The following is a 23,975-nucleotide window of genomic DNA, read 5'->3' as shown; positions in this document are numbered from 1 at the left end:
GGGCTCACAGCGACGTGAAGTCGATCGCCTGGTACAAATCGGCGCCAATGCCGGCAAAACTCAACAGCGCCGGCAACTGCTGGGCAAACCCTTGGTAACTGTGGTCGCCGCCGGCCTGGATGCGCAAGGCACAGGCGCGGTAATACTGCTGGGCGTGGCGATAATCCAGCGTTTCGTCACCGGTTTGCAACCATACCTGAAACCGCTGCGGATCCCTGGGCGCCGGCACTTCCAGTTCGGCCAGGGCCGTGACGTGGTCGTGGGTCAATTCCCAGGTTTCGTCGGTGTACAAATTCTTCTGCGTGCCCAGGTAACCGTCAAACATCCGATGCGGGCTGACGGCAGGGTTGATCAGCAGGGCCTTGAGGCCGTGGCGCTCGGCCAAGTGAGTCGCATAGTAGCCGCCGAGCGAGCTGCCGACCAGCAGCGGCCGTCCCAGTTGTGTAATCGCCTGTTCCAACTGACCGATGGCCTGGCGGGGGTGGTGGTGCAAGGCGGGCACCTGCAACTGGTCGCTCAGGCCCAGGCGTGCCATCACCTCGGTCAACTGGCAGGCCTTGGTCGATGCTGGGGCGCTGTTGAAGCCATGGATATAGAGGATTGAACCCGACATTGCCGACTCCCTGGGTGTTGGGCAAAGGCCGGAGTTTACAGGGAGTTTGTGGGGATTTGGGGGGTGATCTGACTGTTATTAGGACAAACACGAGACCTGTGGCTAGAGGTTATCCCCGCTGGCTGAGCAACAGCCTGATAGCCGGCCTGTCTCTAATGGACCGAGTACATATCCATTCCTGCGGTAACGGCGACTTATGGTTCCGCCCTTACGGCGGGTCACTTTCGAAAAGCGCGAAAGTAACCAAAGCGCTCCTGCCCCACCACTCGGCACCTCGCCTAGGCTCGGTGTGCCCTCACTCCGGCATTGCTCCGTGGGCCCGCCGCGAAGGGCCATCCATGGCCCAGCGCGGCTATCCCGGCATCCATGCCGGGATGCCCACTACGCAATACCTGCGTTCGGCCAGCGTGGTTAACGGGGCGCCGAGATCAACGTCCACCGCGAGGCGGCCTGATAGCCGGCCTGATTTAGGATGATCGCGTTTCTCCAGTGGGAGCAAGCTTGCTCGCTTTTGCACGCGGTGTGGTCAGGGTTGTGTATTGACGTTATCCAGCACCCGATTTGCCAATAAAGCGCCCAGCTCAATCAATTGCTGAATGCCAAGGGCAACATGGCGTCGCGAGCCTTTCAGGTCGAAGGCAAGGTCGCTGACCATGGCATCGGCTGAGGCCAGGGTTTCGCTGAGGTTGGCCAGTAGGCTTTCGGTGTCGACGCCATCCACGACGGTGAACAGTTGACCTGAGGGCTTTTTCTTTTTGGCTTGAGGTTTGGGGTCGAGATAATGGTCGATGACGCGCTTGGCGGCTTCATCGAGTTTTTGGGGATCGAGACCGGCGTGGGCTGATGAGGGATCGGTTTCGGGGGGATTGGGTGTGGCTTTGAACATAGGGTGACACTCCGTCTACTGGTTGGAGCTGCCACGTTCGTTTCCAAGCGAGGGGGTGGCAGCCGTACGCAGGTTGGAAAACCGGGGTAAACGAGCCCGACAGACCCGAAGGTCTCCCGCGCACAGCCGCCATAACGAAAGCATGGTCAAAAAACGACCGCAAGCATACGTCATGAAGGGCGCTTTCGCGCCGTCTACTTATCGGATTTCCAAGCCCGACCGCTGAATTTGCAGCGACGGGAAAAGACTAGCGACAGCCCTTCCCACCCGGCAACCGCCAGAGTTCGTCGGAAAAATCTAATGCAGCCCGGAGGGGTGTCCGACCATTCCCACAAAGCTTGGTCGGCTGTCAGGCCGCCATCGCGAGCAAGCTCGCTCCCACACAGTTTTTTGGTCGTTTATAAGATCAGTGTCCACCGCCGATCCCTGTGGGAGCCGAGCTTGCTCGCGATGGCGGTGGGTCTGCTTGCATCAATGCTGAATGTGCCACCGTCTTCGCGAGCAGGCTCGCTCCCACAATGGGATCGGAGTACGACCGGGAGAACCAGGCCGGCTGTCAGGCCGCCTTCGCGAGCAAACCCGCTCCCACAGGAGAAACGCGGTCCCCATCAAGAACCAGGTCGGCTCTCAGGCCGCCTCATGGTGGGGTGGACGTTGATCTCAGCGCCCCGTTAACCACGATGGCCGAACGCAGGCATTGTGGAGTGGGCATCCCGGCATGGATGCCGGGATAGCCGCGCTGGGCCATGGATGGCCCTTCGCGGCGGGCCCACGGAGCAATGCCGGAGTGAGGGCATGCCGAGCCTAGGCGAGGTGCCGAGTGGTGGGGCAGGAGCGCTTTGGTTACTTTCGCGCTTTTCGAAAGTGACCCGCCGTAAGGGCGGAACCATAAGCGGCCGTTACCGCAGAAATGGATATGTACTCAGTCAAGCCGCCATCGGGAGCAAGCTCGCTCCCACAGTTTGATCGCAATACAACCGGGAGAAGCAGGCCGGCTGCAAGGCCGCCTCGTCCTCAATACCCATTGGACTCGTAATCCGGAGTGAACTCAAAACCAACCACCCGCTCAACCCCCGTCTCCAACCGCCCATCCGGCCAAAGCCGCAACCACCGATACCCCGGCGCCTGCGAGCCCACCGCAAAATCCTCACTCCCCGGCTCAAACTGAATACAGGTCGAAGGCGAAGCCAACAAACGAACCCCCTCCCGCACCCGATCAACCTCCTGATGCACATGCCCCCACAGAACAGCACGCACCTGAGGAAACCGATCCAACACCGCAAACAGCGCCTCAGGATTACGCAACCCAATCGGCTCCATCCACGCACACCCAATCGAAACAGGATGATGATGCAGACAAACAAGGTGATGCCGCTCCGGCGCCTCGCTCAAGGCATTGGCCAACAGAATCAACTGCTCCTCGGCCAAAAAACCCGGCACCGACCCCGGCACGGCGGAGTCCAGCATCGTCACGCGCCAATTGCCGATGTCCACCACAGGATCGAGCAACACACTCTTGACCGCGGCCTTGAGCATCACCTGCGGCTCATCATGGTTACCAGGAATCCACCGCGCCGGCGCATCAAGACACGCCGTCAGTTGCCGAAACGCCTCGTAGGATTCCAGCGTCCCGTCCTGGGACAGATCCCCCGTGGCAAGCATCAGATCGATATTGGGTTGCTGCTTGAGCACCAGGTCAATGACCGCCCGCAGGCTGTCACGGGTGTTCATGCCCAGCAACGAACCCTCGGCCTCGGCGAACAGATGACTGTCGGACAGTTGGACCAGCAACGCCGTATGGGCAGTGGTCAAGGTGGATACGCTCGGCAAATCGCTCTCTCCCAGGCGTACTCACGCCGTTGGATGAAGCCGCAATTATGCTGGGGAAGATCGAAAGGGGAAACCCGCGAACCGGAACCGGTTCACAACCAGTGTCCAGTATTTGAAAAACAACTACCGAACGACTTCGAACTCGTGACCCAGCGCCAGGCAATGACTCAGCCACTCACCCAAAAACAGATTCAACTGGGCCTTCTCGTCCGGCTGGTGCATTGACGCATTGGGGTAAGGATAGATGCCGCGAAAGCGTCGTGCATGTTCAGCGCTCACGACTTCGGCCATGCGCGCATCGTGATAGACCTGAACCTCCAGTTGCGGCACCGGCAACCAGGGCAGGCTGTGTTCCTGGCGAACTTGCAACGTGGTGGTGTACGGGCAGGCTTGCAACACCTCGAGGGCCAGCACGCCAAGCATCTGGTCGCCGTGGGTCACGGCGATGCGCCGTGGCGCCGGATCGTTGCGCATGTCCGGCAACAACCGCATCAGGCGGGCGTAGTTGGCCTCACAGGCCGCCTGCAACCCCACCAGATCGACGCGATAGCGATCGCGCAGCTTGTTCAGGACCATAGCCCCCTCACTTCCTCGCGGTTCAAGGCCAGCCATTGCAGGGCGATGATGCTCGGTGCATTGCAGATTTTTCCGTCGCGCACAGCTTGCAGGGCATCTTCGAAGGACCAGACCTTGACGCGGATATCCTCGGCTTCTTCCTCCAGGCCATGCAGTCCGCCCGCCCCCGTGCTGTCGCAACGCCCCAAGTACAAATGGACGAATTCATCACTGCCGCCCGGCGACGGAAAATACTTGGTCATCGGCCAGAGCGCAGCGAAGACCAGCCCAGCTTCCTCCTGCGCTTCGCGATGAGCAACTTCTTCCGGTTGCTCGTCCTTGTCGATCAGGCCGGCCACCAATTCCACCAGCCACGGGTTGGCAGCCTTGTCAATGGCGCCGACGCGAAACTGCTCGATCAACACAACTTCATCGCGCTGCGGGTCGTAGGGCAGCACGCACACCGCGTCGTGCCGCACGAACAGCTCGCGGCTGATTTCACGGCTCATGCCGCCGGCAAACAGTTCGTGACGCAAGTGCACACGGTCGAGTTTGTAGAAGCCCTGGAAGCAGCTCTCGCGCTTGACGATATCCACGGTGCTCGGTGCGGCGTTGGCGAAGTCGGTCATGACAATCCTCGTGTGCAGTGAATCAATACGAGGTTCCAACCTCGGCTTCGCGCCATCCTAACGCGCCCATACCCTTTGATGCAGCCCCTTTCCATTCATCGAGATGGACGGCAGAAGGTGAAAGAACTCTAATGAGCTTAGTGGCGAACTGATTGTCCTGCTGACAGTCGAAGCGGGTAACTTTTCGCCTTTCCCCTGTTCCATGAAGGACGCCCATGTCGCTTTTCAAAACTGCCTCCGTGGCCGCCATTGCCCTGACCCTGGGCGCTTGCCAAAGTCTGTTCCAACCCAACTACCGCGCCCCGCTGGAAACCACCCGCGACGCCTCTGAACAACTGCAGCCCGGTTGCGCCAGCGCCGATTGCCCATTGGTGAACATCGATACCTTGCACTTCCCCGCCGAACCGGCCCTGGACGGCATTATTGAAAAACGCTTGCTGGAACTGACCCGCACCACCCCCGACGCCCCCGTGGCACCGACGCTGGCCGCCTATCGCGAGCAGTTTTTGCGCAGCGCCGCCCCGCGTAACAGCAGCTATTTGCAAGCCAAGGTACGTGAGCAGCATGACGGCTTGGTGATCATCGAGCTGTCCAGCTACCTGGACACCGGCGGTGCCCACGGTACGCCGGGGCGCGGTTTCATCAACTATTCGCGCCCGCAACACAAGGTGCTGAGCTTGTCGGACATGCTGCTGCCGGGCCAGGAAGAGGCATTCTGGAAAGCCGCCCAGGTCGCCCACAACAGCTGGCTGATCAGCACCAAGCTGGATCAGGAACCCGACTTCATGAAGCAGTGGGCGTTCCAGAAAACCCCGAACGTTGCGCTGACCTACGGCGGGGTGATCCTCAAGTACGAAGTGAGCACCATTGCACCGTATGCCCTGGGCCATATCGAACTGAAGATCGCTTACCCGCGCCTCAATGGCATTCTCAGGCCCGAGCTGTTTCCCGGCCGTAGCTGAAGGCCCGGCCCAGCAACAGTTGCAGCAACCCTGCCAGGATCAACGACGGCAGGGTTGCGCCGATGTCCGGGTAAAAATTGGCCAGTAGATGATAAGTGCTCACCCCACCCAGCCAGGCCAACAGTGCCGGCCAGCGCAACGCGGCTGACAACACCTGGCTGCTGCGTTTGCGCAGGATGAAGTGGTCCACCAGCACCACGCCGAACAGCGGCGCGAACACCGAACCGATCAGCAACAGGAAGTTCTGGTACTGCGCCAACGGTGCGAAGCAGGCGATCAACGTGCAGATGACGCCAATCGCCAAGGCCAGGTGCTCGACCTTCAGCCCCGACAACATGCCACTGGACACCGCTGCCGAGTGAATGTCGGCGAAGGCATTTTCCGACTCGTCCAGCAGAATCAGCAGCAGCGGAATCCCCAACCCGGCGCCAGCCAGGGCCAGCAGCAGCGCATTGACCTCACCGCTTGGCGCGAACGCCAGGGTGTAGGCAACGCCCAGGCTCATCAACCAGACGTTACCGATAAAGAACCCCAGCGCGGTGCCGCCAAATACATTTTTGGCGCGCTTGCCGAAGCGTGAATAGTCGGCAATCAGCGGCAGCCAGGACAACGGCATGGCAATCGCGATATCGAACCCCACCGCCAGTGGCATCGAGCCGTCGCCCGCCTCGGCCCACAACGTGGCCAGGTCAGCCTTGGCGAACAGGTTCCAGGTCAGCCAGATGCACGCCGCCAGCAGCAACCAGATACCCCACTTACGCAGGACCTTGCGCACGAACGTCAGCGGCCCGCTCACCGCAAGCAGGGTCGCCAGGGCGCCGAAGAACAGCGTCCACAACAGCGGACTCGCTCCCAGGCTGCCTTCACTGAAAGCCCGGGCGCCGAGCAGGCTGGCGGCGTCACGCATGACGATGATTTCGAATGAACCCCAGCCGATCAACTGCAGCAAGTTCAACACCGCCGGCACGCTCGCGCCCTTGCCGCCGAGGCTGAGCTTGAGGGCGGCCATGGCCGACAGGCCAGTATCGCTGCCGATCACCCCGACGGCCGCCAACAGTAGGACGCCCACCAGCGTGCCGAGGAAAATCGCCAGCAGCGAACCACTCAGGCCCAGGCCCGGCGCCAACAAGGCGCCGACCTGCAAGACCATCAGGCCGATGCCGAGGGAAAACCACAGGGAAAACAGATCGCGGGCGCCGAAGACGCGTTTGTCCAGGGGGACGGCGGTGTCTGGGGAGTAGGTGCTGGGTTGGATGTTCAAGAGTGTTATCTCAGAGGAATATTTGTTGTTTTTTTGGCCGCTATCGCGAGCAAGCTCGCTCCCACAGGGGACTTGCGGTGAGCACAAGATTTGTGAACGACCGAGATCCACTGTGGGAGCGAGCTTGCTCGCGATGACGGCGGTGAAAACACCGCCGCCTTCGGCTCACATCACACTTTCTTGTAAAGCTGACTACCTTCCTTCTTGAACCGCTCAGCCTGTTCCGCCAAGCCCTGGGCGACATCGACATCCACCGCTTCGATGCGCTGATTGGCCGCGTACTCGCGCACTTCCTGGGTGATTTTCATCGAGCAGAACTTCGGCCCGCACATCGAGCAGAAATGCGCGACCTTGGCCGAGTCCTTCGGCAGGGTTTCGTCGTGGTACGAGCGAGCGGTGTCCGGGTCGAGGCCGAGGTTGAACTGGTCTTCCCAACGGAACTCGAAGCGCGCCTTGCTCAAGGCGTTGTCGCGGATCTGCGCGCCCGGGTGACCTTTGGCCAGATCGGCCGCGTGGGCGGCGATCTTGTAGGTGATGATCCCGGTCTTGACGTCATCCTTGTTCGGCAAGCCGAGGTGTTCCTTCGGCGTGACGTAGCAGAGCATCGCGCAGCCGAACCAGCCGATCATCGCCGCACCGATACCGGAGGTGATGTGGTCGTAGCCCGGGGCGATGTCGGTGGTCAGTGGGCCGAGGGTGTAGAACGGCGCCTCGTCGCAGCACTCGAGCTGCTTGTCCATGTTCTCTTTGATCAGTTGCATCGGCACGTGGCCCGGGCCTTCGATCATGCACTGCACATCGTGCTTCCAGGCGATCTTGGTCAGCTCGCCGAGAGTTTCCAGCTCACCGAACTGCGCTTCGTCGTTGGCATCGGCAATCGAGCCTGGACGCAGGCCATCGCCCAGCGAGAAGCTGACGTCGTAGGCCTTCATGATTTCGCAGATGTCTTCGAAGTGGGTGTAGAGGAAGTTCTCTTTATGGTGCGCCAGGCACCACTTGGCCATGATCGAACCACCACGGCTGACGATACCGGTGACGCGCTTGGCGGTCATCGGCACATAGCGCAGCAGCACGCCAGCGTGGATGGTGAAGTAGTCCACGCCCTGTTCAGCCTGCTCGATCAATGTGTCGCGGAACAGCTCCCAGGTCAGGTCTTCGGCCACGCCGCCGACTTTTTCCAAAGCCTGGTAGATCGGCACGGTGCCGATCGGTACCGGCGAGTTGCGGATGATCCACTCGCGGGTTTCATGGATGTGCTTGCCGGTGGACAGGTCCATGACCGTGTCCGAACCCCAGCGAATGCCCCAGGTCAGTTTCGCCACTTCTTCTTCGATGGACGAACCCAGCGCACTGTTGCCGATGTTGCCGTTGATCTTCACCAGGAAGTTACGGCCGATGATCATCGGTTCCAGTTCGGTGTGGTTGATGTTGGCCGGGATGATCGCACGACCACGGGCGATTTCATCACGCACGAATTCCGGGGTGATGACTTTCGGCACGCTGGCGCCGAAGCTGTGGCCGGCGTGTTGCTGCTCCAGCAGGCCGGCGGCGCGGGCCACTTCCAGCTTCATGTTTTCGCGGATGGCGACGTATTCCATCTCGGCGGTGATGATGCCTTTGCGCGCGTAGTGCATCTGGCTGACGTTGGCGCCCGGTTTGGCACGACGCGGGTTGTTCACGTGGGCGAAACGCAGTTTGGTCAGCTCGGGGTCGGCCAGGCGTTCCTGGCCGAAGTTGGAGCTCAGGCCGGCCAGGCGCTCGGTGTCGCCACGGGCTTCGATCCACGAAGAGCGCACGTCGGCCAGCCCCTTGCGCACGTCAATGATCACATTCGGGTCGGTGTAGGGGCCCGAAGTGTCGTACACCACCACCGGCGCGTTGATTTCGCCGCCGAAGTCGGTGGGGGTCACGTCGAGGCTGATTTCGCGCATGGGCACGCGAATATCCGGGCGGCTGCCCTGGACATAGATTTTTTGCGAGCGGGTAAAGGGCTGGACCGATTGCTCATCGACCTTGGCCGAATCACTGAGGTTGGTCGCGTTTTTTGCTTTTGTCGTCATCACGGGCTCTCCAGACACACATCCAGGCAGTGGATTTTTGTCGGAGCGAACCTGTAACGAATGGACGCATCCCTGCACGACAGTGCGGACGCTGTGCTTGCTGCTCGAGCATGCTCGAAAATCGAAAGTCGATGGTCGAACAACATCCCGGACGAAGCACAAGAGGACTCGCCGGGTGACGAGAAATCTTGTTCCCTACGCAGGCGCTAACCTGATCAGGTTCAACGGGATCCGAAATTATTCGATCTCAGCCTCATAGCAAGGCACCCCGACAAGAACCCGGCCAGTCTAGACACAACTATCAGAGAACGCCATCGCCAGGGCAAAAGGCGTGATGAATGGCGCAAATACAGGATTGTTGCCGTGCGCCCGCGCAACTACACTCGCTACGCCGCGCCTCTTGTGCGCAATCATTTGAGAAGTAGGGAACGCCTCATGCTGCGCAAACTCTCACTGGCCCTTGCCGTGTCTTGTGCGTCCAATGGAATGGCCTGGGCTGCCGAAGCGCCCTTGACCACCAAAACCGATCTGGTGAGCGTGTATCAGGAAGCGGTGGACAACAACGCCGACCTGGCCGCTGCCCGCGCCCAGTACGGCGCCCAGAAGGAAGTGGTGCCCCAGGCGCGTGCCGGGTTGCTGCCGAACCTCTCGGCCGGTGCAGACTTGAACAACACCCGTACCGAACTCGACCAGCCGGCGATGACCGCCACCCGCAGTTCCACGGTTTACCAGGCCACGCTGTCCCAACCGATTTTCCGCGCCGATCGCTGGTTTCAATTGCAGGCGGCAAAATCCGTCGACGAACAAGCGTCGCTGCAATTGTCCGCCACCGAACAGAACATGATCCTGCAAAGCGCCGAGAGCTATTTCAACGTGCTGCGCAGCCAGGACAACCTGGCCTCGACCAAGGCTGAGGAAGCGGCGTTCAAGCGTCAGCTCGACCAGTCCAACGAGCGCTTCGACGTGGGCCTGTCGGACAAGACCGATGTGCTGCAATCCCAGGCCAGCTACGACACTGCCCGGGCCAACCGGATCCTCGCCCAGCGCCAGGTCGACGACGCCTTCGAAGCCTTGATCACCCTGACGAACCGTCAATACAACTCGCTGCAGGGCATCGTCCATACCTTGCCGATCCTGCCGCCGGCACCGAACGACGCCAAGGCCTGGGTGGATACGGCGGCCAAGCAGAACCTGAATTTACTGGCCAGCAACTATGCCGTGACCGCCGCCGAGGATACGCTGCGTCAGCGCAAGGCCGGCCACGCACCCACCCTCGATGCGATAGCCCAGTACAAAAAAGGCGACAACGATGGCCTCGGCTTCACCAACCCGAACCCGACCGGCCAGCGCTACGGCGGTGATGCCGAGCAACGCACCATCGGCCTGCAACTGAGTATCCCGCTCTACAGCGGCGGGCTGACCAGTTCCCAGGTTCGCGAATCCTACTCGCAGCTCACCCAGACCGAACAACAACGCGAAGGCCTGCGCCGGCAGGTGGTGGAAAACACCCGTAACCTGCACCGCGCGGTGAATACCGATGTGGAACAGGTCCAGGCTCGGCGCCAGTCGATCATCTCCAACCAGAGTGCGGTGGAAGCCACGGAGATCGGCTATCAGGTCGGCACCCGCAACATCGTCGATGTGCTCGATGCCCAGCGCCAGCTGTACACCTCGGTGCGCAACTACAACAACGCCCGCTACGACTACATCCTCGACAACCTGCGCCTGAAGCAGGCCGCCGGCACCTTGAGCCCGGCGGACTTGCAGGATCTGTCGCGCTACCTCAAGCCCGATTACAACCCGGACAGAGACTTCCTGCCGCCGGACCTGGCCCAAGCGGCGGCACAGCAGTTGCGCTCGCGGCCGGCGCAGTAATTAACGAATAATCCTTGTGCCCATCGTTCCCACGCTCTGCGTGGGAACGATCACTGTCTGGCGAGCAACCGCCCCAACCCCTCCAGCAATCGCTGCAACGCGCCTTGATTGGTGTGCATCACCTTCAACCCCGCCTCGGCCATGCGCTGGGCATCGCGCGGCAGTTCAAACAAGCGCTGTACCGCCAGGGCCAGGCTTTGGGCATCGTCCACTTCCGCCAGAGCACCAGCGGCGCGCAGTTGCGCGGCGATTTCGAGAAAGTTGAACAGGTGCGGCCCACTGAGCACCGGCTTCGCAAGAGCCGCTGGTTCCAGCAGGTTGTGTCCACCGTTGGGCACCAGGCTGCCACCGACAAAAGCGCTGTCAGCCAAAGCGTAGAGAAACAGCAGTTCGCCCATGGTGTCGCCCAGCAACACTGACGTCTGGGCGGTGACCGGTTGTGTGCTGGAGCGCCGGACCGTGGCGAAGCCTTGGTTTTCACACAGCTGATGCACCGCATCAAAACGCTCGGGGTGCCGCGGCACCAGAATCAGCAAGGCGTCGGGATAGCTGTCGAGCAATTGACGATGGGCGGCCAGCACCACTTCGTCCTCGCCTTCATGGGTGCTGGCGGCGATCCACACCGGGCGCTCCGTCGCTTGCCACTGGCGACGCAAGGCACTGGCGCTTTCCAGCAGTTGCGGGTCGATCGTCAGGTCAAACTTGATCGAGCCGGTGACCTCGACGGTTTCCGCCCGGGCGCCCAGCTGGCGAAAACGCTCGGCTTCGGCTTCAGTCTGTACGGCGAACAGACTCATCTGGGCGAGCATCGGCCGGGTCAACTTGGGGAACCGCGCGTAACCGCGCGCCGAGCGCTCCGACAGCCGCGCGTTGGCCAGGGCCACGGGAATGCCGCGCTTGGCACACTGGTGGATATGGTTGGGCCACAGCTCGGTTTCCATGATGACCGCCAGGGACGGCCGAACTCGATCGAGAAAACGCTTGGCGGCGCAGGGTAAGTCGTAGGGCAAGTAGCAATGCTGAATGCGCGGCTCGTTGGCGAACAGGGCCTGGATCCGCTCCGAACCGGTGGGCGTCATGCAGGTGACCGTGATCGGCAACTGTGGATAACGTTGCAGTAAGGCGCGAATCATCGGCGCGGCGGCAATGCTCTCGCCCACCGACACCGCATGAACCCAGATACCTCCAGGCACCATGACCGGCAGCCCCCAGGAAAATCGCTCGCCGATGCGCCGGGCATACGCCGGCGCCTTGCGCGCCCGCAGCCACAGCCGAATCGCTACCAGTGGCAGCCCCAGATAAAACAACGCGCTATAGAGAGTTCTGTTCATGGCGGCGGAGTTTATCGGTTTTTCAGCCAATCGCCTGCAACTGCACAGCAAAACGTTCCGCCAGCCAGCGCGCGGCCGGGCCCAGGGGTTCGTCGCGGCGCCAAACCAGCTCCACCACCAGGGCTGGCGGGATCCACTCGCTGTTGAGTTCGACCATATCCCCCAGGTAAGCCGGGTATTGCACCACATGCCGTGGCAGCCATGCCCAACCCAGCCCGCTCCTCAGCCATTCAGCCAAGACATAGAAGCTGTCGGCTCGCCAGACTTGCGGGCTGGCTTGCTCGCTGCCGGGGTAGACGCTGGCCTGGGTCGCCATCAACAACTGCCGATGCCGGGCCATTTCCAGATAGGTCACGTACTCGTGATGGGCCAGTGGATGGTCCCGGCCACACACTGTCACCATCTCGATGCTGCCCAACACCCGGCGCTCCAGCGCCTCGGGGATTCGGTCGTGGTAGAACAGCAAGCCCAGGTCGGCGTGACGCTCCACCAGCTTACGCGCGACATCGCCCTGGGCGGCACTGGCCAGTTGCACTTCGAGAGTAGGAAATTGCTCGGCCAGGGCGACCAGGCTGTCGATGACCGGTTGGTAGGGCATGGCCTCATCCTGGGCCAGGCGGAGTCGCGCCTCCTGGCCGCGCATCAGGGCCAGGGCCCGGCCATTGAGGCGCTCGCACTGACGTAGCACCTCCCGCGCCTCTTCCAGCAACGCCTCGCCGGCCTCAGTGAGCGTTGGCTGACGACCGCTACTGCGTTCGAACAGGCTCACCCCCAGGTCGGTTTCCAACAGAGCGATCGCACTGCTGATGGCCGATTGAGCCTTGCGTTGATCCCGGGCCACGGCGGAAAACGAGCGCTTTTCGGCAACACCGACAAACAGCCGCAATTGTTCCAGATTCCATTGCACGTTCATGGCTCAACCTATCTCTTATACAGATAGGTAATGACTTTACCCCATCTGACGCAACCCTAAAATGGCGACATCGAAAGACGCAACATACACAGAGGAATCGCCCATGAACGCCTACTACTACCTGGCCATCGCCATCTGCGCCGAAGTGATCGCCACCGTTTCGATGAAAGCGATCAAAGGCTTGAGCACCCCGCTGCCCCTGTTGCTGGTCATCGTCGGCTATGCCACCGCATTCGGGATGCTCACCCTGGTGGTGCGCACCGTCCCGGTGGGCGTGGCGTATGCGGTATGGGCTGGATTGGGGATCGTCATGGTCAGCGTGGCAGCGCTGTTCATCTACGGGCAGAAGCTGGACGTGCCGGCAATGCTGGGGATGGCGTTGATTGTGCTTGGGGTTGTCGTGATCCAACTCTTTTCCAAGACTGCCGGGCACTGAAACCCGCTGATCATTCGAACTCGAATACTCTGTGGCGAGGGAGCAAGCTCCCTCGCCACGGGTTTATCCATGCCGCGATTGATCGTCAACAAATTCCCTCAGCACCGAGTCTGTATACTGCGCCCTCGTCTTGAACACTGAGGTCGCTGCATGCCATCCGTTATTTCCACCGACGTTCTGATTGTCGGCGCCGGAGTCGCCGGCCTCTGGTTGAACGCGCGCTTGCGTCGCCAGGGTTTTTCGACCGTGCTGGTGGAAAGCGCCAGCCTCGGCGGCGGGCAAAGCGTCAAATCCCAGGGCATCATCCATGGCGGCGCCAAGTACGCCTTGCACGGCGCCTTGACCGGTGCCTCGGAAGCCATCGCCGACATGCCGCGGCGTTGGCGCGAAGCCCTGAAGGGCGAGGGTGAACTGGACCTGTCCGGCGTGCGCCTGCTGTCCGATGCCCATTACCTCTGGTCCCCCGGCACCCTGGCCGGCAACCTCACCAGTTTCTTCGCCAGCAAGGCCGTGCGCGGACGGGTCGACCAGGTCAAGGGCGAGCAACTGCCACCGGCCCTGCAAGACAAGCGTTTCAAAGGCAAGGTCTATCGCCTGGCCGAGCTGGTGGTGGACGTGCCCAGCCTGATCGCACGGCTGGCCGAACTGGCCGGCGACGGCTTGCTGGCAGGGCAACACATCGAGCCGCTGCGCGAAGGCGACGCACTGGTGGGACTGAAGGTGGATGGTCGCCAGATCCGCGCCCAGCGCATTGTCCTCAGCGCCGGAGGTGGCACCGCCGACCTGCTCGCCGCCTTGGGCCTGGACCAACCGGCCATGCAGCGCCGGCCACTGCACATGGTCCTGGTCAAGGGCCCGAGCCTCAAGCCGCTCTACGCCCATTGCCTGGGCGGCGGACCGAAGCCGCGCGTCACCGTGACCACCCATCCGGCCGCTGATGGCCAATGGGTCTGGTACTTGGGTGGCGACCTCGCCGAAGGTGACGGCGTGGCCCGCGAGCCCGCTGCGCAGATCGCCGCCGCCCAGAAGGAACTCGGCCAATTGCTGCCATGGGTCGACCTCAGTACCGCACAATGGGCCACGCTGCGGGTAGACCGCGCCGAGCCCCTGCAATCGGGCCTGACCCGCCCGGACAATGCCTTCCTCGCCGAGCAGGATCGCTTGCTGGTGGGCTGGCCGACCAAACTGGCCCTGGCCCCGGACTTCGCAGACAGGGTGATCAGTGCGCTGCAGCGCGATGGCGTCCAGCCCAGTCACCCGGCCCCGTTGCCGGACCTGCCGAAACCGCCCATGGGCGTCCCGGCCTGGGAGCAACTGTTGCCATGAGCCAACCGACCCTGCACGACTTCTATCGCCCGCTGGGCCATAACGGCCCCAGGGTCTCCCCCCTGGGCCTGGGTACCGTCAAGCTCGGTCGCGACCAGGGCGTCAAGTACCCCAACGGCTTCCGGATTCCCGACGACGACGAAGCGCGCATGCTGCTCAAACTGGCGCGCGAGCTAGGCATCAACCTGATCGACACCGCGCCGGCCTATGGCCGCAGCGAAGAGCGCCTCGGCCCGCTGTTGCGTGGCCAGCGCCAGGACTGGGTGATTGTCAGCAAGGTCGGGGAAGAATTCAGCGACGGCCAGTCACGCCACGACTTCAGCGCCACCCATACTCGTTTCTCGGTGGAACGCAGTCTCAAGCGCCTGGAAACCGACTATATCGACCTGGTGCTGGTGCACTCCGACGGCAATGACCTGGCGATCCTCAACGACAGTGAGGTCTACCCGACCCTGGCGGCGCTCAAGCGCGAGGGCAAGATCGGCGGCTTCGGCTTTTCCGGGAAAACCGTCGACGGCGGTTTGAAAGCCCTGGAGCAAGGCGATTGCGCCATGGTCACCTACAATCTGAACGAACGAAACGAGAAGGTTGTCATTGACTACGCGGCCGAGCACGGCAAAGCGATCCTGGTGAAGAAGGCCCTGGCCAGCGGTCATGTCTGCCTGAGCCCGGGCGTGGACCCGGTCCGTGCCAGTTTCGAACTGTTGTTTGAGCATCCCGGGGTCGCCAGTGCTATTGTCGGCACCATCAATCCGCTGCACCTCGCCCATAACGTCGCGACCGTAGCCAAGGTCCTACGTAAAAACTGACGCCGCCTCGCGCGGCCTTAAGGAAGGAGCCGACATGCCGCGTACGCTTATCAGAAAGAACCCGAGCAACTTCAAGACCCTGCCCCTTTTCGTTGAAGCGACACCCGAAGGCCTGAGTTACCAGAGCGTCGGGATGCCGTTGAACTTCTCCCAGACCTTGCAGCGTCGCCGTCCGGTGACGGTGGACAATGCCGAACGCTTTTCCCTGGAGCTGGCGAACCTGGGCGTCTCGGTGCGGCTGACCCTGCATTGGCAGAACCGCGACTATTGGGTGCTGGTACGCCAAAGGCGACAGGATCGCGGTGATGTGGTGCTCAAGCTGATTTCCGGCTATGTCCCGGCCCATGAGCTGAACCTGCCACTGCTCACCGCCATCAATGAAATTGCCGAAGAATGCCTGCTGGAAACCCCGGAAGGCTGGCTCGGCGGGCGTTTCAACGACACCTGGCTACCCGCCCCCTACGCCACGGCGCTGCATTACCGCGAAGCCTTGCCGTTTCGCCTGACGCCGCTGTCCGGCTCGGCCCGCCCGGTACGCAGTGCCAATCTGCAGTTGATCGAGCGACCACGGGCCTACGTGCATCTGCCGACGGCATCGCTGCAACTGATTTACGATTTGCGCCTGGATGTGCCCAAGGAAGCCAAATCCCTGAGCCTGTTTCACGTTGATGAACGACTTGAGGGCGATCAACTGGTGGCGCGCCTGGATCGCAAACGGCCGGATTTGTACCTGATGCCCCTTGAAGACGGCAAGCCGGTCGGTGAGTTGTATACGCTCAAGCGCGATCAATTGGTGGCGGCCAGTACACGAGGCCTGCACCTGGCTGAAAGCTTCGCCAGCCAGGAGGGCTGGGTGGTTCGCGACGAGCGTATCCGCTGGAAGGATTGGCTCGTGAAACAAGGCCTGGAGGTGCACCCCCCTCGTCGCCAAGGCTTGACCAGTTTGCACAAGAAGGCCATGGGCCTGATGCGCATGGTCCGCGGAACGCTGCACAAATAGCCTCAGGTGGAGCGCCGCTTATCCAGATAGGTGCGCCACTGCGCGAACAGATGGAAATAACGATTCTCGCGCTTACCCATGTTGCGTTTGGGCGAGAACGACTCTTCGGCGAGGGTGCCGTTGATCCTCACCCGTGATGCAGCAGTCGGCAGGGTGCAAACCCTGACCCGCGCCTGCTGCAATGCGTATTTGAGCAGACGTTCCGAATGCAGCTTTCTACCTGTCGCCGCGCAAAAATCGAAAATACGTTCGATACGCTTGCCATAGGCCTGGTAGGCATCCCGCCCGCAAATCGCAAAACGATCGTTCAAGCCGCCCCACCATTGCCAATCCGGAACGTAGGCATTCAACCGGCGGGCGTCGGGGAGAGCAAATACATAGGCTGGAAGGGCTGAGTGGTAAAAAATGTCGGGACGCACGAACACGACGAAATCCGGATCAAAAGGCTCCATCATGGCCGTCACGGTGTGTAGGGAGTTGAGCTGATAGATCAGGTTTCTGAGGGAGATGTGCTCGTCCGCCCAAGCATCGCCGAAAGCCTTGACCCGCTCGAAATCCCAGCGCTCCAGAATCCCGGTGGTCGACTCGAGGCGGCCAGTCATGGTGCTGAACGGCGCATAGTTGTCCGCTTTCAGCTCGCCTTGCTCACCTGAGCGCGGATTGTGGATCTCGTCGATTTTGTACAGGTGGTAAAAACACTGCACTTCGCTGCCAGGCGGGATTTGCGCCAGGACGTTTTCCCGAATAGAAGGGAAGCAGATCGCCGAGTTTCTCGGGATACCAAAAAATGCCACCGCGACTTTCAACACACGTCCTGCCCCTGTCGTAAAAAACCTTGCCCCCGACGACATCTCATCGGGCTACCCACCTAGCCAATATTACTCAGCGACGAAACCATCCTTGCCACCAACGGCGACGCTGCAATGGCACGACGATCACATCGGCCTCGAGCAGCCACTGCCGCTCATAATCCCAGGCGTGTCCGCCCCAGAATTTTCCCGCCTCGTTGGAAAAGCCCAGGGTCATTATCTGGTAGGTATAACCCACGTGAGCGCGCAGCCAATCGAACAGCACCAAGGCATTGAAACCCGTCGAAGGGCCGACATAGCGCTTGCCACCCGGCCTGTCGACCGGATAGTGCCACAAAGGAGGTAACGGCATGCGCTCCCAATACAGGGCCACACCCGGCAGCGGCGACATAGCCCCGGTGCACCCCACCAGCATGGTGAAACAGCGCGCACCGGGCTGGTCGATCAATCGCTGCACCTCGGGCTTATAAGGGAGGCCGAAGAAATAGGCGTCGGGTGCATTGAAACCATGCACGAACACATTGACGCTCTGCGGGTTGAGCAGCGCCGACTTCACGCAGGTGTTGAACGTCACGACCACGTCGTCGCTACCGATATCGAGCGCCTGGAAGTCGGCCGCAGTGATCGCCGGATTATTCGCCACCAGCACCACCCGCGCGGCCCCGGCCAAGCAATCCTTCAACGCCTGGGGCAGCGCAGCGAGTACCGATTGATGACCACCAGGCAGCTCGTCGAGCGCCATTTCGTCACTGGTTTGAGCCCCTCGGTCATCCATGTCGTTTATTCCGGCACCTTCATGCCATAGCGCAGCTTGACCCACCAACGGGTGAACGCCGAAGGGGCTTGCCAGGGACGCATGTCACGTTGAATTTCATCGGCCAGGGCACGCCCGACGCGCGCAAAAGAATACCGGCTTTCGGCGAAGGCCTGGCCGTTATGAGCGATCCGCGCGGCCAGTTCCGGGTCTTGCTGCAGCAGCTCAAGCTTCTGTAGCGCCTCGTCCTCGGAGCGGTAGAAGACCACGTTAATCATGTCCTCAAAGCCTAGTAATCGATCTTCCTCGCCCTGACTCCAGGCCAATAGCACGCAGCCGCAGGCCATGGCCTCGAAGTTCTTGATCATGAACTCCCCCATGCCCAGGTCGGCGCTGACAAAGATCTTGATGCGGTTGAGCGTTTCCAGATATTCATTACCTGACTGAGTTCGGGTCACGAGCATGCCGGTGCGCCGAACCAGGGATTCAAGCAATGCTTTGCGCTGGGCGTATTCGGTGCTCTTGAGGCTTCCGAGAAATCCCACGGGAATATCGCGGACGCTGCCGGTGTTGCGCAGCATCTGTTCGTCATAGCCCTTGGAAACGAACACCGCATCGATGTTCTCGGCTTGCATCCGCCGGGCCACCACCGCCCCCGACACCAAGACACGACAACTGGGCAGACGCCGATACAAGCGCGAGTAGACACCTTTGTATTTACTTTCGCGCATGTAGTTCTGATAAGCGTCGTGCTCAAGGAAGATCAGCCCCGGAATGCACTTCAATACGCTCAGTTGTGGGACGAGGCGTTTAACTCGCGAAAAAATCACCACCCGATCGAAATCCACCCACTTGATCGACGCCAGGAACCGACCGAGGTTCATCTGTTGTTGCTTACTCAAGCGATAGATCGTGCAATCGTCGCAGCTCTCTCGCACGACGTCGTACAGGCGATCAAGGATCACACGCTGCTCATCCATAACCAGGAGCATGACCTTCATAAGAAAATTAACCGTAACTCAAAGAAAGTAGCACCGATGCCCGGCCTCCATTATCCGGGGACAGGCGCTTGCCACGCGAGGCCTCCCCCGGAGTGTAGGGTAAGTCCGTCAACGACTGCGGATCTTCTCGACAATCGCCGTCGTCGAGCTGTTTTCCACCAGTCCCAACACCTTCACCGTGCCGCCGTAGGCCGTGACGATGTCAGCTCCGACGACCTGATCGATCCCATAATCGCCACCCTTGACCAGCACATCCGGCTTGACCTGGCGCAGCAGGTTTTCCGGCGTGCCTTCACTGAAGCTTATCACCCAATCCACCGCACCAAGACCGGCCAGGACCGCCATACGCCGGTCGACGCTGTTGATCGGGCGGCCCGGCCCTTTGAGACGACTCACGGAGGCGTCGTCATTGACCGCGACGATCAGACGATCGCCCTGGGCCCTGGCCTGCTCGAGGTACGTCACGTGGCCGGCATGCAGAATGTCGAAGCAACCGTTGGTAAAAACGATTCTCTCGTTGTGGGCCCGAGCATCATCGACAGCCAGCAACAATTGCTCCAAGCCCAGGACGCCTCGCTCGGAACCCTCCTCGCGTTGGATGGCGCGCCGCAGTTCCGGGGCGCTGATCGCCGCCGTACCCAGCTTGCCGACGACGATGCCCGCCGCCAGGTTCGCCAGCGCCACCGCATGGGGCAGTTCCTCACCTGCGGCGAGCGCGGCGGCCAGGGTGGAGATCACGGTGTCGCCGGCCCCCGTCACGTCGAACACCTCTCGGGCACGGGCCGGCAGGTGCAGCGCAGGGTGATCGGGACGCAGCAGGGTCATGCCATGCTCGCCGCGAGTCACCAGCAAGGCGCCAAGCTCCAGGTCCTGCATCAACAGCGCGCCTTTGCTCACCAAGTCGTGCTCATCGACGCAACCGCCGACGATGGCTTCGAACTCGCTGAGGTTCGGTGTGATCAGGCTCGCGCCACGGTAGATGGAAAAATCCTTGCCCTTGGGGTCGGCCACTACCGGAATGCCACGGGCACGGGCGGCCTGGATCAGCGCCTGATGGTTTTTCAACGCCCCTTTGCCGTAGTCCGACAACACCAGCACCTTGACGCCTTCGAGCAAGCGATCGACCTCGGCTCCAAGAGCCAGGGGATCGGTGGCGAACGGTTCTTCGAAATCGATCCGCAGCAGTTGCTGGTGACGGCTCATGACCCGCAGCTTGACGATGGTCGGCTGGTGCGCAATGCGCTGGAATATGGCCCGCACCCCCGCGCCCTTGAGGCTGTTGGTCAGGCTTTCGGCCGCTTCATCGTCACCGGTCACACCCACCAAGGAGGCCGGCGCGCCGAGGGCCGCGATGTTCAGGGCAACGTTGGCGGCACCACCGGGGCGATCCTCGATGTGCTCGACCTTGACCACCGGTACCGGCGCCTCAGGGGAAATCCGTGAGGTACCGCCATGCCAATAGCGGTCGAGCATGACATCGCCGACCACCAATACAGGGGCTTGATCGAATCGCGGCATGGACAACTTCATGGAGCATCCCACATACAAAATGAACAGGGCGGGGATATTAGCACAGGGTTGGCGCAAGGCTCGCCCATGGCTACATCGGGATGCTGGAGGGCGTTTTCAATCAGCTCTTCAGGAGTACCGACAGTCGCTCACAGGCCTGGGCCAGCTCCACCTCGCAAGTATTGATCTCGCAGTCCGGCGCAAACGGCGCCTCGTAAGGGCTGTCGAGGCCAGTGAAATTCTTGATCCGCCCGGCACGGGCCTCACGGTACAAGCCCTTGGGATCGCGCTGGGCACAGACGTCGAAAGGCGTGCTGACATACACCTCGATAAAGGTGCCCTCGGGGAATAACTGTCGGGCCGCGTCCCGGTCGGCGCGAAACGGTGAGATAGCCGCAACGATGACGATCAGGCCAGCATCGACCATCAGACGCGCCACTTCGGCGATACGTCGGATATTTTCCTTGCGGGCTTCGGCATCCATTCCCAAGCCTCGGCACAACCCCTGGCGCAAGTTGTCGCCGTCGAGCAAGGCCGTATGCAAGCCTTGCTGGTTGAGCCGCACCTCCAAGGCATTGGCCAGCGTCGACTTGCCGGCCCCCGATAGCCCGGTCAGCCAGATGCAGCGTGGTCGCTGGGCTTTGATGGCGGCCCGATCCTGCGGCGTGAGCGCCGGCGCATAAGGGCGAATCCGCGCCTGTTGCATCGATACCTTTGACGTCTCATTCATAACCGAGCATCTCGTAGTCACGTTGGTACACCCGGCGCACCAGCCGACGGGTGCGCACCGAACAGATTTCCCGCACCGGCACCGAAGCACGCTGCTGGGAGAAATTCACATGGGGCAACGTCGCGCTCAGCCCCAGATGTTCACACACCCGCTGATAATCGCGCTCCAGATACTCCTGATAACCGATGAAGTCCATTGCCAGATGGCCAAGGGAGTCAGTAAGGAAGTCCGTCTGGGCGGCGAAGTGCATTTGCCGTGCAATGTTTTCTGGGTGCAGCCACCGGAGGACGAAATCATCGAAGTCGCGGTATTGGCTCACCAGTTTCTGCGCCGCATGGTCGCGCGCGCCCAATTTATTGCCCCGCAGAAAAGCATAGGCCGAATACGCACGTTCCAGCGGATCGCGAACAAAAGCAAACTTGAAACTGGCCGCATACTGCACTGGAAATTGCTGTTCATACCAATACAGCGGCAGGTGCCCGGGGCTGTAGCCATCGAACATGCCTACGCAAACGCTGCTGCCGGCGCATTTGGGCACATGGATGAACAAACAGGCGCGTTGGGCGAAGGCTTCGGGGAAACGGCAGTTGGCCGACATCGACTTGTTGACCACCTGTCGATCGACAACCGACAGGCGTCCCAATAAAAAGGAGCGCTGCGACTTGGGCAGCAGCTTCCAGAGATAACGTTGCAGCATTGCAGTACCCGCGCGAAGGGATGACTCCCTCGATCACTAAAGTTCGTTCAGGAAAGTCCTGTGGCCAGAACCTTACCAAGCGCGAGTCGCAGATTTATTGTGGATTGGTCAATGCGGGTATCTGTATCGATACAAATGCCTGTGGGCGCTTATCTTGCCCCCACAGGCATCAGCCGCGTTCAGGCGATGTCCTGGGCAGGAGCATCCAATCCCATGGCGTGAAGGCGCGCGTAGTAGCCGTTTTGCGCCAGGAGTTCGCTGTGAGAACCACGCTCGACGATACGACCTTGATCCATCACCAGAATCATATCGGCCTTTTCGATGGTCGACAGGCGGTGGGCAATGACCAACGTCGTGCGGCCTTTCATCACCTGGTCCAGCGCAGCCTGGATATGCCTTTCGGACTCGGTGTCCAGCGCCGAGGTGGCCTCGTCGAGAATCAGCAGCGGTGCGTTCTTCAGCAGTGCCCGGGCGATCGCCAGGCGCTGGCGCTGGCCACCGGACAGCAGGACTCCGTTTTCGCCCACCTCGGTGTCCAGCCCCTTGGGTAACTGTTCGATAAAGTCCATGGCGTAGGCGTCTCGAGCGGCCTTTTCAATGTCGGCTCGTGGCGCTCCGGCCAAGTCCCCATAGGCGATATTGTTGGCGACCGTATCGTTGAACAGCGTGACGTGCTGGGTCACCTGGGCAACGTGACGACGCAAGTTGCGCAAGCGGTAATCCTCGATTTCCACGTCGTCGAGCAATATCTGGCCGACATCATGGTGATAGAAGCGCGGGATGAGGCTCGCCAGGGTCGACTTGCCGCTGCCCGAGCGCCCTACCAGCGCAATCATCTGCCCGGGGGCCGCGGTGAAATTGATGTCCTTGAGCACCTCACGGTCAGCACCAGGATAGGTGAAGCTCAGGTTGCGCACCTCGAGACGGCCGCTCACGCGCGGCAACTCGACAGTGCCCTTGTCGACTTCCGGCTCGACGTCCAGTTGCTCGAAGATGCTCTCGGCACCGGCCACGCCCTTCTGGATGGTCGAGCTGACTTCCGAGAGTTGGCGAATGGGCTTGGGCAACAGGCCGGCTGCGGTGATGTAGGCCACCAGATCACCAGCCGTCGCATCACCGCGCAGGAAGAGCACGAGGAACATCAGGGCCGCCATGGCGGTGTAGATCACCAATTGCAACATCGGCGTATAGACAGCGCCAGTGCGAGTCATACGCAGCTGTTTATCGGTATTGCCCTGGCTCGCGCGGTTGAAACGCTGCTGCTCGTAAGCCTCGCCGCCGAAGCTGCGCACAACGCGGTAACCCTGGATGGTCTCGGACGCCACATGGGTGACATCGCCCATGGCCACTTGGATCTTTTTGCTCTGCTTGCGAAATTTCTTGCTGGCATTGCCGACCATCATCGCGATCAGCGGGAGGATCGCCAGCATCACCAACGTCAGTTTCCAGTTCATCCATATCAGGTAAGCGAAGAGAAACACCACGGAGAGCCCTTCGCGGATCACCACTTTGATGGCATCGGTGGCGGCGCCGGTGACCATCGTCACGTTAAACGTAATACGGGAAATCAGGTGCCCGGAGTTGTGAGTGTCGAAATAGCGGTTGGGCAGCACGAGCAACTTGTTGAATAACTCGACCCGCAGGTCATGCACCAACCCCAGGGAAACCCTGGCCAGGTAATAATTGCCCAGGAACGACCCAATGCCCTGCCAAGCAGCGATCAGAACGATCAGCAACGGCACGGCCATCAGCAGCTTCACGTCCTTGAGGTACGGTACGTTGGGAAAGAGCACCGCATCGGGGTTGCTCAAGCCGTCGACAAAGTACTTGAGGATCCCGGCCAGCATGGGCTGGGTGGAAGCAAATATTATGAAACCTACGATACTCAGCAGGAAAATGCCCGCGTAGGGTTTGACGTATCCCAGCAACCGAAAATAGATCTTCAGGCTGGAATCCTGTTCCGCTTTGGGCGGTGCGTCACTCATCGTC

General features: G+C 61.1%; 22 protein-coding genes and 1 riboswitch. Of the genes, 6 read left to right on the top strand and 16 right to left on the bottom strand.

Annotated elements, in window-relative coordinates:
• Positions 1-4: 4 nt before the first annotated feature.
• From J9870_RS02565 to J9870_RS02545, 5 genes are all read right to left on the bottom strand, one after another.
• On the bottom strand, positions 5-613 hold the full coding sequence (locus tag J9870_RS02565; protein WP_210642570.1) for a YqiA/YcfP family alpha/beta fold hydrolase: 609 nt from the start codon (positions 611-613) through the stop codon (positions 5-7).
• A gap of 526 nt (positions 614-1,139) precedes the next feature.
• Entirely contained in the window at positions 1,140-1,499 is a 360-nt protein-coding gene (locus tag J9870_RS02560) for a DUF6124 family protein (RefSeq protein ID WP_092146647.1), read from the bottom strand.
• Between the two features lie 1,014 nt (positions 1,500-2,513).
• Positions 2,514-3,329, bottom strand: coding sequence for a 3',5'-cyclic-AMP phosphodiesterase (gene cpdA / locus J9870_RS02555; RefSeq protein ID WP_210642569.1), 816 nt, complete (start codon positions 3,327-3,329; stop codon positions 2,514-2,516).
• Between the two features lie 123 nt (positions 3,330-3,452).
• Entirely contained in the window at positions 3,453-3,905 is a 453-nt protein-coding gene (locus tag J9870_RS02550) for a DUF1249 domain-containing protein (RefSeq protein WP_014336275.1), read from the bottom strand.
• Entirely contained in the window at positions 3,896-4,513 is a 618-nt protein-coding gene (locus tag J9870_RS02545; RefSeq protein WP_210642568.1) for an NUDIX domain-containing protein, read from the bottom strand. Before J9870_RS02545 ends, J9870_RS02550 begins: the two co-directional genes overlap by 10 nt.
• Before the next feature lie 215 nt (positions 4,514-4,728).
• Between J9870_RS02545 and J9870_RS02540 the strand changes: the two genes are divergently transcribed.
• Complete coding sequence (locus J9870_RS02540; protein ID WP_210642567.1) at positions 4,729-5,475, top strand: DUF3298 domain-containing protein; 747 nt, start codon at positions 4,729-4,731, stop codon at positions 5,473-5,475.
• On the opposite strand, the gene cytX is transcribed toward J9870_RS02540, so the two are convergent.
• Both cytX and thiC read right to left on the bottom strand, forming a co-directional pair.
• On the bottom strand, positions 5,444-6,736 hold the full coding sequence (gene cytX, locus J9870_RS02535; protein WP_210642566.1) for a putative hydroxymethylpyrimidine transporter CytX: 1,293 nt from the start codon (positions 6,734-6,736) through the stop codon (positions 5,444-5,446). The two genes, J9870_RS02540 and cytX, sit on opposite strands and share 32 nt — an antisense overlap.
• A gap of 170 nt (positions 6,737-6,906) precedes the next feature.
• Positions 6,907-8,796: a phosphomethylpyrimidine synthase ThiC gene (gene thiC / locus J9870_RS02530; RefSeq protein ID WP_210642565.1), complete on the bottom strand. Its 1,890-nt coding sequence runs from the start codon at positions 8,794-8,796 to the stop codon at positions 6,907-6,909.
• 175 nt (positions 8,797-8,971) lie between these two features.
• Positions 8,972-9,077, bottom strand: a riboswitch (TPP riboswitch).
• A gap of 154 nt (positions 9,078-9,231) precedes the next feature.
• Here thiC and J9870_RS02525 point away from each other — a divergent pair.
• Positions 9,232-10,671: a TolC family outer membrane protein gene (locus J9870_RS02525; protein ID WP_210642564.1), complete on the top strand. Its 1,440-nt coding sequence runs from the start codon at positions 9,232-9,234 to the stop codon at positions 10,669-10,671.
• A gap of 50 nt (positions 10,672-10,721) precedes the next feature.
• On the opposite strand, the gene waaA is transcribed toward J9870_RS02525, so the two are convergent.
• Positions 10,722-12,002, bottom strand: coding sequence for a lipid IV(A) 3-deoxy-D-manno-octulosonic acid transferase (gene waaA / locus J9870_RS02520; protein ID WP_210642563.1), 1,281 nt, complete (start codon positions 12,000-12,002; stop codon positions 10,722-10,724).
• Positions 12,003-12,024: 22 nt separating this feature from the next.
• A complete protein-coding gene (locus J9870_RS02515; RefSeq protein WP_210642562.1) occupies positions 12,025-12,915 on the bottom strand; it encodes a LysR family transcriptional regulator in 891 nt (296 codons plus the stop codon).
• Between the two features lie 103 nt (positions 12,916-13,018).
• Here J9870_RS02515 and J9870_RS02510 point away from each other — a divergent pair, with 103 nt between their 5' ends.
• From J9870_RS02510 to J9870_RS02495, 4 genes are all read left to right on the top strand, one after another.
• Complete coding sequence (locus tag J9870_RS02510) at positions 13,019-13,351, top strand: multidrug efflux SMR transporter (RefSeq protein ID WP_072340081.1); 333 nt, start codon at positions 13,019-13,021, stop codon at positions 13,349-13,351.
• Positions 13,352-13,501: 150 nt separating this feature from the next.
• Positions 13,502-14,677, top strand: coding sequence for an FAD-dependent oxidoreductase (locus tag J9870_RS02505; protein WP_210642561.1), 1,176 nt, complete (start codon positions 13,502-13,504; stop codon positions 14,675-14,677).
• Positions 14,674-15,486: an aldo/keto reductase gene (locus tag J9870_RS02500; protein ID WP_210642560.1), complete on the top strand. Its 813-nt coding sequence runs from the start codon at positions 14,674-14,676 to the stop codon at positions 15,484-15,486. Before J9870_RS02505 ends, J9870_RS02500 begins: the two co-directional genes overlap by 4 nt.
• A gap of 34 nt (positions 15,487-15,520) precedes the next feature.
• Entirely contained in the window at positions 15,521-16,486 is a 966-nt protein-coding gene (locus tag J9870_RS02495) for a metal ABC transporter ATPase (protein WP_210642559.1), read from the top strand.
• Between the two features lie 2 nt (positions 16,487-16,488).
• Here J9870_RS02495 and J9870_RS02490 read toward each other — a convergent pair whose 3' ends face one another.
• The 7 genes from J9870_RS02490 to msbA form a co-directional block, all read right to left on the bottom strand.
• A complete protein-coding gene (locus J9870_RS02490; protein ID WP_210642558.1) occupies positions 16,489-17,295 on the bottom strand; it encodes a hypothetical protein in 807 nt (268 codons plus the stop codon).
• Between the two features lie 73 nt (positions 17,296-17,368).
• Complete coding sequence (locus J9870_RS02485) at positions 17,369-18,070, bottom strand: hypothetical protein (RefSeq protein WP_210642557.1); 702 nt, start codon at positions 18,068-18,070, stop codon at positions 17,369-17,371.
• A 5-nt stretch (positions 18,071-18,075) separates the two neighbouring features.
• Positions 18,076-19,050: a glycosyltransferase gene (locus J9870_RS02480; RefSeq protein ID WP_210642556.1), complete on the bottom strand. Its 975-nt coding sequence runs from the start codon at positions 19,048-19,050 to the stop codon at positions 18,076-18,078.
• Between the two features lie 108 nt (positions 19,051-19,158).
• On the bottom strand, positions 19,159-20,580 hold the full coding sequence (gene hldE, locus J9870_RS02475; protein WP_210642555.1) for a bifunctional D-glycero-beta-D-manno-heptose-7-phosphate kinase/D-glycero-beta-D-manno-heptose 1-phosphate adenylyltransferase HldE: 1,422 nt from the start codon (positions 20,578-20,580) through the stop codon (positions 19,159-19,161).
• A 100-nt stretch (positions 20,581-20,680) separates the two neighbouring features.
• Positions 20,681-21,289, bottom strand: coding sequence for an adenylyl-sulfate kinase (cysC, locus tag J9870_RS02470; protein ID WP_210642554.1), 609 nt, complete (start codon positions 21,287-21,289; stop codon positions 20,681-20,683).
• Positions 21,282-21,986 (bottom strand): sulfotransferase family 2 domain-containing protein, encoded by a 705-nt coding sequence (locus tag J9870_RS02465; RefSeq protein WP_210642553.1) that lies wholly within the window; start codon positions 21,984-21,986, stop codon positions 21,282-21,284. The genes cysC and J9870_RS02465 overlap by 8 nt, the downstream gene beginning before the upstream one ends.
• A 179-nt stretch (positions 21,987-22,165) precedes the next feature.
• Complete coding sequence (gene msbA, locus J9870_RS02460; protein WP_210642552.1) at positions 22,166-23,971, bottom strand: lipid A export permease/ATP-binding protein MsbA; 1,806 nt, start codon at positions 23,969-23,971, stop codon at positions 22,166-22,168.
• Between the last annotated feature and the right edge of the window lie 4 nt (positions 23,972-23,975).

It is taken from the genome of Pseudomonas sp. Tri1 (genome assembly GCF_017968885.1).
Taxonomy (GTDB): domain Bacteria; phylum Pseudomonadota; class Gammaproteobacteria; order Pseudomonadales; family Pseudomonadaceae; genus Aquipseudomonas.
Note: the sequence above shows the minus strand (reverse complement) of the source record. Positions and strands in the feature narration are given on the sequence as shown.

Coding starts and splice junctions, on each gene's coding strand:
- J9870_RS02565 (WP_210642570.1), bottom strand. CDS start 613: ATGTCGGGTTCAATCCTCTATATCCATGGCTTCAACAGCGCCCCAGCA.
- J9870_RS02560 (WP_092146647.1), bottom strand. CDS start 1,499: ATGTTCAAAGCCACACCCAATCCCCCCGAAACCGATCCCTCATCAGCC.
- J9870_RS02550 (WP_014336275.1), bottom strand. CDS start 3,905: ATGGTCCTGAACAAGCTGCGCGATCGCTATCGCGTCGATCTGGTGGGG.
- J9870_RS02545 (WP_210642568.1), bottom strand. CDS start 4,513: ATGACCGACTTCGCCAACGCCGCACCGAGCACCGTGGATATCGTCAAG.
- J9870_RS02540 (WP_210642567.1), top strand. CDS start 4,729: ATGTCGCTTTTCAAAACTGCCTCCGTGGCCGCCATTGCCCTGACCCTG.
- thiC (WP_210642565.1), bottom strand. CDS start 8,796: ATGACGACAAAAGCAAAAAACGCGACCAACCTCAGTGATTCGGCCAAG.
- J9870_RS02525 (WP_210642564.1), top strand. CDS start 9,232: ATGCTGCGCAAACTCTCACTGGCCCTTGCCGTGTCTTGTGCGTCCAAT.
- waaA (WP_210642563.1), bottom strand. CDS start 12,002: ATGAACAGAACTCTCTATAGCGCGTTGTTTTATCTGGGGCTGCCACTG.
- J9870_RS02515 (WP_210642562.1), bottom strand. CDS start 12,915: ATGAACGTGCAATGGAATCTGGAACAATTGCGGCTGTTTGTCGGTGTT.
- J9870_RS02510 (WP_072340081.1), top strand. CDS start 13,019: ATGAACGCCTACTACTACCTGGCCATCGCCATCTGCGCCGAAGTGATC.
- J9870_RS02505 (WP_210642561.1), top strand. CDS start 13,502: ATGCCATCCGTTATTTCCACCGACGTTCTGATTGTCGGCGCCGGAGTC.
- J9870_RS02500 (WP_210642560.1), top strand. CDS start 14,674: ATGAGCCAACCGACCCTGCACGACTTCTATCGCCCGCTGGGCCATAAC.
- J9870_RS02495 (WP_210642559.1), top strand. CDS start 15,521: ATGCCGCGTACGCTTATCAGAAAGAACCCGAGCAACTTCAAGACCCTG.
- J9870_RS02485 (WP_210642557.1), bottom strand. CDS start 18,070: ATGGATGACCGAGGGGCTCAAACCAGTGACGAAATGGCGCTCGACGAG.
- J9870_RS02480 (WP_210642556.1), bottom strand. CDS start 19,050: ATGAAGGTCATGCTCCTGGTTATGGATGAGCAGCGTGTGATCCTTGAT.
- hldE (WP_210642555.1), bottom strand. CDS start 20,580: ATGAAGTTGTCCATGCCGCGATTCGATCAAGCCCCTGTATTGGTGGTC.
- cysC (WP_210642554.1), bottom strand. CDS start 21,289: ATGAATGAGACGTCAAAGGTATCGATGCAACAGGCGCGGATTCGCCCT.
- J9870_RS02465 (WP_210642553.1), bottom strand. CDS start 21,986: ATGCTGCAACGTTATCTCTGGAAGCTGCTGCCCAAGTCGCAGCGCTCC.
- msbA (WP_210642552.1), bottom strand. CDS start 23,971: ATGAGTGACGCACCGCCCAAAGCGGAACAGGATTCCAGCCTGAAGATC.